This window comes from Streptomyces composti (assembly GCF_012034205.1).
In the GTDB taxonomy this organism is placed as follows: Bacteria; Actinomycetota; Actinomycetes; order Streptomycetales; family Streptomycetaceae; genus Streptomyces; species Streptomyces composti.
Window position 1 is genome coordinate 52821 of sequence record NZ_JAATEM010000032.1, and the last position, 11965, is coordinate 64785.

Here is an 11965-nt window from a genome sequence, read left to right on the forward strand (position 1 = left end):
TTTGTTCTGCTGGCCTACCATCCGAGCATGACGGTCCTGCCTGACGACGGGCTCGAACTGGCCGCCGAATTCCCCGACGTAGCCCACGAGCAGTGGCAGCGCCTCGTGGCGGGTGTCCTGCGCAAGGCGGGCAAGGACGTCGAGGGGGACGCGGCCGAGGAAGCCCTGACCACCGCGCTGGAGGACGGGTTGCGGACCCGTCCCCTGTACACGCCGCGCGACGCCGCTCCCGAGCCGGGTCTGCCCGGGTTCGCTCCCTTTGTACGCGGAAGTCGCGCCGAGGGGAACACCGTGGCCGGCTGGGACGTGCGCCAGCGGCATACGACGGCCGACAACGCGGCGGTGCTGGCGGACCTGGAGAACGGTGTCACCTCGCTGTGGCTGACCGCCGGTGAGGGCGGCATGCCGGTGTCCTCGCTCGCCCGGGTCCTGGACGGCGTCTACCTGGACCTGGCCCCGGTCGTCCTCGACGCGGGCCGGGAGACCGAGGCCGCCGCCAGGGAGCTGCTGCGGCTGTACGAGGAGCGGGGCGTCGCCAAGGAGGCGGCGCGCGGCAACCTGGGCGCCGATCCGCTCGGGTACGAGGCCCGCACCGGGCAGGCGTACGACACCGCCCCCGTGACCGCGCTGGCGCGGCTGTGCGCCGAGGAGTACCCGGGGCTGCGGGCGCTGACCGTGGACGCGCTGCCCTACCACGAGGCCGGGGGCTCGGCGGCGCAGGAGCTGGGCTGCTCGCTGGCGACCGGTGTGGCCTGTCTGCGGCAGCTCACCGAGGCCGGTCTTTCGGTCGAGCAGGCGCTGGGGCAGCTGGAGTTCCGTTACGCGGCGACCGCGGACCAGTTCCTGACCATCGCCAAGCTGCGCGCCGCCCGGCGTCTTTGGGCCAGGGTGGCCGAGGTGTCGGGAGCACCGGCGGCCGGGGCGCAGGTCCAGCACGCGGTGACCTCGCCGGTGATGATGACGCGCCGCGACCCGTGGGTGAACATGCTGCGCACCACGATCGCCACGCTGGCCGCAGGGGTCGGCGGCGCCGCCTCGGTGACCGTGCTGCCCTTCGACCACGCCCTGGGCCTGCCGGACGCCTTCGCCCGGCGCATCGCCCGCAACACGGCGACCATCCTGGTCGAGGAGTCGCACCTGACCCGGGTCATCGACCCGGCGGGCGGCTCCTGGTACGTGGAGCGGCTCACCGATGAACTCGCCCGTGCGAGCTGGGAGTTCTTCCAGGAGATCGAGCGGGCCGGCGGACAGGCCGCCGCGCTGCGGTCCGGCATGGTGGAGCGGCGGCTGGCCGAGACCTGGTCGGTGCGCGCCGCCAATCTGGCGGGTCGCCGCGAACCGGTCACCGGGGTCAGCGAGTTCCCGCTGCTCGCCGAGAAGCCGGTGGTGCGCGAGCCCGCGCCCCAGCCGCCGTCCGGCGGCCTTCCGGTGGTGCGCCGCGACGAGGCGTTCGAGGCGCTGCGGGCCCGCTCCGACGCGCATCTGGCGGCCACCGGGTCGCGCCCCAGGATCTACCTGGCGGCGCTCGGCCCGGCCGCCGCGCACACCGCGCGTCTGACCTTCGCCTCCAACCTGTTCCAGGCGGGCGGCATCGAGCCGGTCACCGAGGGGACCTTCGCGGAGAGCGGCGCGAGCGAGGCCTGCCTGTGCTCCAGCGACGCGCTGTACGAGGAGCAGGCGGAGCAGGCCGCCGCCGAGCTGAAGGCGCAGGGCGCCTCGCATGTGTTCCTCGCGGGCCGGCCCTCCTCGTACGCCGGTGTCGACGCCTATGTCTTCGCGGGCTGTGACGCGGTCGCCGTCCTGTCCGCCGCCCTCGACCGCATGGGAGTGTCCTGATGGGAATCCCCGACTTCTCCGGGATCGATCTGGGGACGCCGGCCCCGGACGGCGGCGCCGACGAATGGCGTGCGGCCGTCAAGCGTGCGGCCGGCGGTGACGACCTGCTGTGGGAGACCCCCGAGGGCATCCCGGTCAAGCCGCTGTACACGGGGCAGGACCTGGAGGGCCTGGACTTCCTGGGGACGTACCCGGGCATCGCGCCCTACCTGCGCGGCCCGTACCCCACCATGTACGTCAACCAGCCGTGGACGATCCGCCAGTACGCGGGCTTCTCCACCGCCGAGGAGTCCAACGCCTTCTACCGGCGCAATCTCGCCGCCGGCCAGAAGGGCCTGTCGGTCGCCTTCGACCTGCCCACGCACCGCGGCTACGACAGCGACCACCCGCGGGTGACCGGTGACGTCGGCATGGCGGGCGTGGCGATCGACTCCATCTACGACATGCGTCAGCTGTTCGACGGGATCCCGCTGGACAGGATGACCGTGTCGATGACGATGAACGGTGCCGTGCTGCCGGTGCTGGCGCTGTACATCGTCGCCGCGGAGGAGCAGGGTGTGCCGCCGGAGAAGCTGGCGGGGACCATTCAGAACGACATCCTCAAGGAGTTCATGGTCCGCAACACCTACATCTATCCGCCGAAGCCGTCGATGCGGATCATCTCCGACATCTTCGCGTACACCTCGCAGCGGATGCCCCGCTACAACTCCATCTCCATCTCCGGCTACCACATCCAGGAGGCCGGTGCGACGGCCGACCTGGAGCTGGCGTACACCCTCGCGGACGGGGTGGAGTACATCCGGGCGGGCCGGGACGCGGGCCTGGACGTGGACGCGTTCGCGCCGCGGCTCTCGTTCTTCTGGGCGATCGGCATGAACTTCTTCATGGAGATCGCCAAGCTGCGGGCGGCGCGCCTGCTGTGGGCGAAGCTGGTGAAGCAGTTCGGCCCGAAGAACCCCAAGTCGCTGTCGCTGCGCACCCATTCGCAGACCTCCGGCTGGTCGCTGACCGCACAGGACGTCTTCAACAACGTCACCCGCACCTGCATCGAGGCGATGGCGGCCACCCAGGGCCACACCCAGTCGCTGCACACCAACGCCCTCGACGAGGCGCTCGCCCTGCCGACCGACTTCTCCGCGCGGATCGCCCGCAACACCCAGCTGCTGCTGCAGCAGGAGTCCGGCACCACCCGGGTGATCGACCCGTGGGGCGGCAGCGCGTACGTGGAGAGGCTGACGTACGACCTCGCCCGGCGGGCCTGGCAGCACATCCAGGAGGTCGAGGCAGCGGGCGGCATGGCCAAGGCGATCGACGCGGGCATCCCCAAGCTGCGCATCGAGGAGGCCGCGGCCCGCACCCAGGCCCGTATCGACTCCGGACGCCAGCCGGTGATCGGTGTCAACAAGTACCGGGTGGACAGCGACGAGGCGATCGAGGTGCTGAAGGTGGACAACTCCGCCGTGCGCGCCCAGCAGATCGCCAAGCTGAGGCGGCTGCGCGAGGAGCGGGACGAGACCGCCTGCCGGGACGCCCTGGACGCGCTGACCCGGGCGGCCGGCGGGGACGGCAACCTGCTGGAGCTGGCGGTGAACGCGGCCCGCGCCAAGGCCACCGTCGGTGAGATCTCCGACGCCCTGGAGAAGGTGTTCGGGCGGCACGCGAGCCAGATCCGTACGATCTCCGGCGTGTACCGCAACGAAGCAGGCGAGTCCCCCTCGGTGGACCGCACCCGCGCCCTGGTCGACGCCTTCGCGGAGGCGGAGGGCCGCCGTCCGCGCATCCTGGTCGCCAAGATGGGCCAGGACGGCCACGACCGCGGCCAGAAGGTGATCGCCTCCGCCTTCGCCGACCTCGGCTTCGACGTGGACGTCGGCCCGCTGTTCCAGACGCCGGCCGAGGTGGCCCGTCAGGCGGTCGAGGCGGACGTGCACATCGTGGGCGTCTCCTCGCTGGCGGCCGGGCATCTGACGCTGGTGCCGGCGCTGAAGGAGCAGCTGGCCGAGGAGGGCCGCGAGGACATCATGATCGTCGTCGGCGGCGTGATCCCGCCGCAGGACGTGCCGACGCTGCTCGAGATGGGCGCGGCGGCCGTGTTCCCGCCGGGGACGGTGATTCCCGACGCGGCGTACGACCTGGTGCAGCGGCTCGCCGACGAGCTGGGGCTCGGCCTGTGATCGACGTCGACGCCTATGTGAAGGGTGTGCTCGACGGCAAGCGGGCGCTCGTCGCCCGCGCCATCACGCTCGTCGAGTCCACCCGTCCTCAGCACCGGGCGCTGGCGCAGGAGTTGCTGACCGAGCTGCTGCCGCACGCCGGACGGGCGCGGCGGATCGGCGTCAGCGGGGTGCCGGGCGTGGGCAAGTCGACCTTCATCGACGCGTTCGGCACCATGCTCACCGGCCTCGGGCACCGGGTGGCGGTGCTCGCCGTGGACCCGTCCTCGGGCCGCACGGGCGGCTCCATCCTCGGCGACAAGACCCGGATGGAACGCCTCGCCGTGGATCCGGCGGCGTTCGTGCGGCCGTCCCCGTCGGCCGGCACGCTCGGCGGGGTCGCCAAGGCCACCCGCGAGTCCATCGTGGTGATGGAGGCGGCCGGCTACGACGTGGTGCTGGTGGAGACGGTCGGGGTGGGCCAGTCGGAGACGGCCGTGGCCAACATGGTCGACTCCTTCCTGCTGCTGACCCTGGCCCGCACCGGCGACCAGCTGCAGGGCATCAAGAAGGGTGTGCTGGAGCTGGCCGATGTCATCGCGGTGAACAAGGCGGACGGCCCGCACGAGCGCGACGCCCGCGCGGCGGCCCGGGAACTGGCGGGCGCGCTGCGCCTGATGCACGGCAGGGACGCCGCCTGGACCCCGCCGGTGCTCAGCTGCAGCGCCCGCGAGTCCACCGGACTGGACACCGTGTGGGAGCGCCTGGAGCAGCACCGGGCGCTGCTCGACTCGACCGGGCGGCTCGCCGCCAAGCGACGTGACCAGCAGGTCGACTGGACCTGGTCGATGGTCCACGACGAACTCCTCGGCCGCCTGCACGCCGACCCCGCGGTCCGCGCCCTCGCCCCCGAGCTCGAAGAGCGGGTCAGGAACGGCGAGCTGACGGCGACGCTGGCGGCGGAACGGATCCTCGAGGCGTTCACGGACCGCTGAGGACGTCAGCTCACCGGGCCCGCCCCCGCGGGCCGCTGAGAACACATGGTGCACCGGGCCGCCGGTTCACGGACCGCCGGGCGGCTCAGGAGCCGTCCTCCAGCTGGGCGGCGAACGCGTGGTACGCCCGCTCGTCGAACAGGACGAACCTGACCTCCTCCACGGCCGTGTCCGTGGCGCGGACCGTCTCCACGGCGATGCGGGCCGCGTCGTCCATCGGCCAGCGGTAGACGCCGGTGGAGATGGCGGGGAACGCGACCGTCCTGGCGCCCAGTTCGTCGGCGACGCGCAGGGACTCGCGGTAGCAGGAGGCGAGCAGGGCCGAGCGGTCCTCGGTGGTGCTGTGGACGGGGCCGACGGTGTGGATGACCCAGCGGGCGTCGAGATCACCGGCGGTGGTGGCGACCGCCTGGCCGGTGGGCAGGCCCTTGCCGTACTTCGAGGCACGCAGCCGGCGGCACTCCTCGAGGATCGCCGGTCCGCCACGCCGGTGGATGGCGCCGTCGACGCCTCCCCCGCCGAGCAGGGAGGAGTTCGCCGCGTTGACGATGGCGTCCGCGCTCTGCCGGGTGATGTCGCCCTGGACGAGGGTGATCGTGGTCATGCCCGTCATCGTAGGGAGCCGGGCCGCGCGGTCGCGGGAACGCGCCGGTCAGGTCTGGCGCAGGCGCCGCCAGACGGCCTTGGCCGCGTTGTGCCCCGACATGCCGTGCACACCGGGTCCCGGCGGGGTGGCCGAGGAGCAGATGTAGACGGCCGGGTGCGGGGTGGCGTACGGGAAGAGGGACAGCCGGGGCCGCAGCAGGGCCTGCAGGCCGGTGACCGCGCCGGTGGCGATGTCGCCGCCGACGTAGTTGGCGTTGCGCGCGGCCAGCTCGGGCGGTCCCGCGGTGGCGCGGGCCAGGACGCGGTCGCGGAAGCCGGGGGCGAAGCGCTCCAGCTGGCGTTCGATGGCGTCGGTGAGGTCTCCGGTCCAGCCGTTGGGGACGTGTCCGTAGGCCCAGAAGACCTGCTTGCCCTCGGGCGCCCTGGTGGGGTCGACGACGCCGGGCTGCACGGTGATGAGGAATGGCGCGTCGGGGGCGCGGCCCTCGCGGGAGGCGGCGCGCAGGGCGGTGCCGATCTCCCGGCTGCTGGCGCCGATCTGCACGGTGCCGGCCACGCGGGCCTCGGGCGCGGTCCACGGCACCGGCCCGTCCAGGGCGTAGTCGATCTTGAAGACGCCCGGGCCGTACCGGTAGCGGTGGTACAGGTCGCCGAGGCCGGCGATGCGGGCCAGGGCGGTGGGCGAGGTGTCGAAGACGTAGGCGCGGGCCGGCGGCAGGTCGTCGAGGCGTTTGACCTCGTAGTCGGTGTGGATCTGGCCGCCGAGATCCTTCAGGTGGGCGGCGAGCGCGTCGGAGATGGCCTGGGAACCGCCGCGGGCGACGGGCCAGCCGCGGGCGTGCGCGGCGAGGGCGAAGACCAGGCCGATGGCGCTGGTGGCGAAGCCGCTCAGGGGTGCCATGACGTGGGCGACGAGACCGGCGAGGAGCGCCTTGGCCTTCTCGTCGCGGAAGCGGCGCATCAGCCAGGTGGACGGCGGCAGCCCGGCGAGCCCGAAGCGGGCGAGGGTGACCGGATCGCGGGGCAGCGCGGTCAGCGGCAGGGACATGAAGTCGCGGGCGAGGGTGTCCCAGCGGGGCAGGAAGGGCTGCACCAGGCGTCGGTAGGTGCCGGCGTCCCGGGGGCCGAAGGACGCGGCGGTCTCGGCCGGTGACCGGGACAGCACGGCCGCGGAGCCGTCCGGGAAGGGGTGGGCCATGGGCAGCTCGGGCTGCAGCCACTGGAGCCCGTAGCGCTCCAGGGGCAGGGCGCGGAAGGCCGGGGAGTTGATGCCGAGGGGGTGTGCCGCGGCGCAGGGGTCGTGGCGGAAGCCGGGCAGGGTGAGCTCCTCGGTGCGGGCCCCGCCGCCCACGGTCTCCCTGGCCTCGAACAGCGCCACGGTGAAGCCGCGCCGGGCCAGCTCCACGGCGGCGGTCAGTCCGTTCGGCCCCGCACCCACGACGACCGCATCGAGCATCGACGGCACCTTCGGACTCCTTTGTCAGCCGGTGGCCACTGGGGGATCAGGATATGCCGGGCCGCCCTCGCGCCGGTCTCGGGCCGCGAGGTGATCGTCCGCCGCCCGCGCCGCGCGGAGCCCGGGCCGTGCGGCGCCCCGCCGGAGCGAGCGCCCCCGCAACGGGCCGACGGGGCATGGCAGATCACCCCGGATCACCCCGGACGGCTCCCGAGCACCGTGGCCAGGGACATCAGGCCCCGTCGGACAGCAGCCCGGCCACCCGGCGGGCGGTCGCGGCGTCGCGGGCGGCGGTGAACGGCAGGGTGTTGCCGCCGGTGATGCGGAACGGCTCGCCCGCGCGGGTCAGATGCGTTCCTCCCGCCTCCTCGACCAGCAGCAGCCCGGCCGCGTGGTCCCAGGCCGCCTCCCAGCTGAAGGCGGTGGCGTCGGACTCGCCGCGGGCGACCGCCAAATACTCCAGGCCGGCCGAGCCGCAGGAGCGCGGGGCCACGCCCTCGGTCCACAGGCCGAGCAGGGCCCGCTTCTGCTCGTCCGTGGTGTAGTCGGGGTGGGAGACCGCCACCCGCAGCTCGCTGCCGGGCTCCGGGGAGCCCGCGTGCAGCGGCTCGCCGTCGAGCCGGGCGCCCTGGCCGCGGACGGCGGCGGCGAGCAGGCCGCGGGCGGGTGCGTAGGTCCAGGAGGCGTGCACCACTCCCCCGTGTGCGAGTGCGACGAGCGTGCAGAAGCCGGGCTCGCCGCGCACGAACTGCCGGGTGCCGTCGACCGGGTCGACGATCCACACCGGCGCCTCGCCGCGTATCGCCTCGTACGAGGCGGGGTCGGCGTGCACCGCCTCCTCGCCGACCACGACCGAGCCGGGCAGCAGCGCGGGCAGCGTCTTGGTCAGATACAGCTCCGCCTTGCGGTCCGCGTCGGTGACCAGGTCGTGCGGGCCGCTCTTGTGGTCCACCTCGTGCTCGGCGAGCCGGCGCCAGCGCGGCATGATCTCCTGCGCCGCCGCCTCCCGCACGGCCTCCTCCACATCGGCGGAGCGGCGGGAGAGGAACTCGTCGATGGTGTTGTGGGCGTCGATCATGTCTCCATGAGAGCACGTCGTCCCGCCGCGCCCCACTCGCCCGGGTACCGGGCGCTGCGCACCCGGTCGCGAAGTTCGGGACCGGGCCGCGCGGGGGCCTGCGGGCACGCACCGTCCCGTCTCCGTCACCGCCCGAGCACGCAGCGAGTTGGGCCCTTCCGCCCCACAGGGAAGCGTGTGACACTGGCGTCCCGTCCGCAGTGTGGACCCCCCTCCGCCCCGACCCACGAGAAGTGCGCCGTGCGTTCCTTTCCTCTGCCGATCGCCCTGACCGCGCGCCTGTCCCCGGTGGTCGTACTCGCCGCTGCAGGGTGGGCGCTGTCCTCCGGCCCGCTGGCCGCCCCGCAGGCCGCCGAGAAGCCGGCCACCGAGAAGAAGACGCAGACGCAGTCCGCCTCCGCGCCGTCGGCGACCCAGGAGGCGAAGACCTACACCGCCGCGCCCGCCCCGTGCACCGGCATTCCCAAAGACACCATCAAGTCCCTTGTGCCGAACGCCAAGACGGCCGGCAAGGAGATACCGTCGACCGACGCCAAGCTGCGCCGCACCTGCTCGTGGAACGCCCTCAAGGGGTACGAGTACCGCTGGCTGGACGTGTCCTTCGAGGTGATGGCCTCCGACGAGGCGGCGAAGCGGTCGTACGAGGGGCGGCTGCAGCAGAAGAGCGGCGGCGGGGCCGTCCCGGGGCTGGGTGACGCGGCGTACTCCGTCGTCAACCTCACCACCGAGGACAAGCAGGAGACCCGCGAGGGCACGGTGGTGGCCCGCGCCGCCAACGCGCTGGTGATCGTCACCTACAACGGCAGCGACTTCGAGTCCAAGAAGGCGCCCGGTTCGGACGAGATCAACAAGGGGGCCATCAAGGCCGCCAAGGCGGCGATGGCGACCCTGGAGAAGACCCGGGACTGACATACGGAATCCGCGGTTCCGTGACATCCGTCACACGCTCCTCCCGATCTATGCGGGTCCGTTAGTAGAGGCCGCCGCAACGACATAGTCGACTTGTCCGTCTTGCCCCTGGGGTGGGGGCGAGCGGCACGAGAGACGGCCGCCTCCGCCCGCGGGTCCCGCCGTCTCTTCGCACATGCAAGCCTCTTGACGTGACGACAGCCCCTCCGGCGCCTCCTCCCGGGCCGCTTGGCACGCCCGGCCGCTCGCCGCAAGGGGCGCGTCGGCCTACGAGGCGGGCTAGTAAATGCGCCCGTTGCCCTGTGCGCCGGGACCTCCCAAGAATGGCCACCCTCCGGACATCAAGGGTGAGGTCACGCATGGCAAAGCATCGCCACGAGCAGCGCTACCGGCGGCCGGCCGTCGCCGCGATCGCCGCGAGCGTCATAGGCATACCGTCCGTCGCCATGGCCTGTACCGACTGGCCCGGCGACGATCGGGGGCGGCAGGACCGCACCGCCGCCACCACGGTCGCCTCCGAGGACCGGTGGGACGGCGCGAACTGGTACCGCGAGTGGAGCAGCCGCCCGGGCAACGACCCCTCGGCGCGCACCACGCCCGACGCGAGTCCGTCGAAGAAGCACAGGAAGACGCACAAGAAGAAGGACGACGACACGTCCGACAAGGCCCGCGAGGCGAAGAAGAGGAAGGCGAAGACCGCCCGGACCGGCCGCGCCTCCGAGCCGGCGAGCACGCCGAGCGCCGAGCCCACCACCTCCGCCCCGAAGCCTCCCGCCTCCACGGCCCCCTCCTCGCCGGGCACCGCCAAGCCCTCCGCCACCGCCACGGGTGACGTCGCCCGGGTCGTGGAGCTGGTCAACGCCGAGCGCGCCAAGGCGGGTTGCTCGGCGGTGACCGTCAACTCCAAGCTGACCAAGGCCGCCCAGGACCACAGCGCGGACATGGCGGCGAACGGGAACATGTCGCACACCGGCTCCGACGGCTCCACCCCCGACCAGCGCATCACCCGCGCCGGCTACAGCTGGAGCACCTACGGCGAGAACGTCGCCTACGGCTACTCCACTCCGGAGCAGGTGATGCAGGGCTGGATGAACAGTCCCGGCCACCGGGAGAACATCCTCAACTGCGCCTTCGAGGAGATCGGCGTCGGACTCTCCGGCACCTACTGGACCCAGGACTTCGGCACCGCCCGCTAGCCCAGGTACCGGTCCCCCGCCGGAGAGGGCACGTGCCGCTCACCGGAGGGGGCACCTGCCGCTCACCGGAGGGGCCACCTGCCGATCACCGGAGAGGGGCACCTGCCGGTCACCGGAGGCGGGCCGCAGCCCGGTCGGAGGCGCTGCGGCCCGCCATCAGCGCCACGTACAGCACCAGCGAGGCCGCGAGGCCCACGGCCCAGCCGTAGTCCGCGAGCGGTTTCAGGAACGGGATCAGGCCGTCCTCGGGGAAGGGTCCCTTGCCCGGCGCCGAGTGGGAGCCGCCCACCGCGAGCACCCCGCCGACCAGGAAGGCGAGCACGGCCCGCAGGTTCCAGCCGGAGGTGTACCAGTAGCGGCTGCCCGGGGTGTACAGGCCGGGCAGGTCCAGCGCGGTGCGGCGGACGATCCAGTAGTCGCCGATGAGGATGCCGGCGACGCTGCCGAGCAGGCCGCCGACCAGGCCGAGCCAGGTGAAGATGTACAGCTCGGGCGTCTCGGTGAGCTTCCACGGCATGATCACCACGCCGACCACGCCGGTGATCAGCGCACCGGTGCGGAAGGTGATGAACCGCGGCGCCAGGTTGGCCAGGTCGTACGCCGGGGAGACGACGTTGGCCGCGATGTTCACCGAGATCGTCGCGACGAGCACGGTCACCAGGGCGAAGAGCAGCCCGAAGACGTTGTCGGTCTTGCCGGCGAGCGCCACCGGGTCCCACATCGCGACCCCGTACACCGCCTGCGAGCCGGAGGTGACGAACACCGAGAGCAGCGCGAACAGGGTCATGGTGGTGGGCAGTCCGAGGGTCTGGCCCCACACCTGGGCCCGCTGACCCGCCCCGAAGCGGGTGAAGTCGGGGATGTTCAGGCTCAGCGTGGACCAGAAGGCGATCATGCCCATGAGGGAGGGGAAGAACACCGGCCAGAAGTCCGCCCCCCAGCCCAGTTGCGAGGGCTGGTCGAGCAGCGGACCGAGCCCGCCCGCCTTGGTCGCGATCCACGCCAGCAGCACGAACGCGCCGACGATGACGAACGGCGCCGCCCAGTTCTCGAACCGGCGCAGCGCCTCCATCCCCCGGTAGATGATGGCCAGTTCGAGCGCCCAGAACAGCACGAAGCACACCCAGAGCGTCCACGGCTGGCCGGCCACCTCGGAGGCCTCGGCCCAGCCGCCGAAGATCTTGCCGAGCAGCACGAAGATGCCCTGGCCGCCGATCCAGGTCTGGATGCCGAACCAGGCGCAGGCCACCCCGGCCCGGATCATCGCCGGCAGGTTGGCACCGCGCAGCCCGAAGGAGGCGCGGGCCATCACCGGGAACGGGATGCCGTACTTGGGTCCGGCGTGGCCGGTCAGCAGCATCGGCGCCAGCACGATGACATTGGCGAGCGCGATGGTGAACACCGCCTGCTTCCAGTCCATGCCGAGCGCCACCAGGCCGGAGGCCAGCAGCCAGGAGGGGATGTTGTGCGCCATCCCCACCCACAGCGCGCAGAAGTTGTACGTCGTCCAGCGGCGCCGGGCCAGCGGGACGGGCAGCAGGTCGTCGTTGACGAAGCGGCTGTCGGCGGGGACGGCGCCGGGCGGAAGCTCGACGCGTCCCGCAGGGTCGGTTATGGAGGGGTCGGAGGGCGTGGGCGGGACGGTCGCTGTCATGGACGTTCCCTTCGGCGGGGAGGACCGGTGGTGAACGAGGGGACGGATTCCTGCAAGGGTCGTGCTCGATCCGAGGGCCGGC

General features: G+C 72.7%; 9 protein-coding genes. 5 read left to right on the top strand and 4 right to left on the bottom strand.

Going from position 1 to position 11965, the window contains the following annotated elements; translation table 11 throughout:
• Window positions 1-27: 27 nt before the first annotated feature.
• Genes HCJ93_RS24050 through meaB form a run of 3 tightly spaced genes read left to right on the top strand, consistent with a single transcriptional unit; the run spans window position 28 to window position 4984 of the window.
• Entirely contained in the window at window positions 28-1836 is a 1809-nt protein-coding gene (locus HCJ93_RS24050) for a methylmalonyl-CoA mutase subunit beta (RefSeq protein ID WP_167997885.1), read from the top strand.
• On the top strand, window positions 1836-4010 hold the full coding sequence (gene scpA / locus HCJ93_RS24055; RefSeq protein ID WP_167997886.1) for a methylmalonyl-CoA mutase: 2175 nt from the start codon (window positions 1836-1838) through the stop codon (window positions 4008-4010). Before HCJ93_RS24050 ends, scpA begins: the two co-directional genes overlap by 1 nt.
• Window positions 4007-4984 (top strand): methylmalonyl Co-A mutase-associated GTPase MeaB, encoded by a 978-nt coding sequence (gene meaB, locus HCJ93_RS24060; RefSeq protein ID WP_167997887.1) that lies wholly within the window; start codon window positions 4007-4009, stop codon window positions 4982-4984. The genes scpA and meaB overlap by 4 nt, the downstream gene beginning before the upstream one ends.
• An 85-nt stretch (window positions 4985-5069) precedes the next feature.
• Here meaB and HCJ93_RS24065 read toward each other — a convergent pair whose 3' ends face one another.
• The 3 genes from HCJ93_RS24065 to HCJ93_RS24075 form a co-directional block, all read right to left on the bottom strand.
• Window positions 5070-5588: an O-acetyl-ADP-ribose deacetylase gene (locus HCJ93_RS24065; RefSeq protein ID WP_167997888.1), complete on the bottom strand. Its 519-nt coding sequence runs from the start codon at window positions 5586-5588 to the stop codon at window positions 5070-5072.
• 48 nt (window positions 5589-5636) lie between these two features.
• Window positions 5637-7046 (bottom strand): phytoene desaturase family protein, encoded by a 1410-nt coding sequence (locus HCJ93_RS24070; protein WP_167997889.1) that lies wholly within the window; start codon window positions 7044-7046, stop codon window positions 5637-5639.
• A gap of 232 nt (window positions 7047-7278) precedes the next feature.
• Window positions 7279-8124 (bottom strand): inositol monophosphatase family protein, encoded by an 846-nt coding sequence (locus HCJ93_RS24075; RefSeq protein WP_167997890.1) that lies wholly within the window; start codon window positions 8122-8124, stop codon window positions 7279-7281.
• 240 nt (window positions 8125-8364) lie between these two features.
• On the opposite strand from HCJ93_RS24075, the gene HCJ93_RS24080 reads away from it, so the two are divergent.
• Window positions 8365-9033: a hypothetical protein gene (locus HCJ93_RS24080; protein ID WP_167997891.1), complete on the top strand. Its 669-nt coding sequence runs from the start codon at window positions 8365-8367 to the stop codon at window positions 9031-9033.
• A gap of 359 nt (window positions 9034-9392) precedes the next feature.
• On the top strand, window positions 9393-10229 hold the full coding sequence (locus HCJ93_RS24085) for a CAP domain-containing protein (protein WP_167997892.1): 837 nt from the start codon (window positions 9393-9395) through the stop codon (window positions 10227-10229).
• A 109-nt stretch (window positions 10230-10338) separates the two neighbouring features.
• Here HCJ93_RS24085 and HCJ93_RS24090 read toward each other — a convergent pair whose 3' ends face one another.
• Window positions 10339-11883 carry an NCS1 family nucleobase:cation symporter-1 gene (locus HCJ93_RS24090; protein WP_167997893.1) on the bottom strand — a complete coding sequence of 515 codons (1545 nt, stop codon included), beginning with the start codon at window positions 11881-11883 and terminating at the stop codon, window positions 10339-10341.
• Between the last annotated feature and the right edge of the window lie 82 nt (window positions 11884-11965).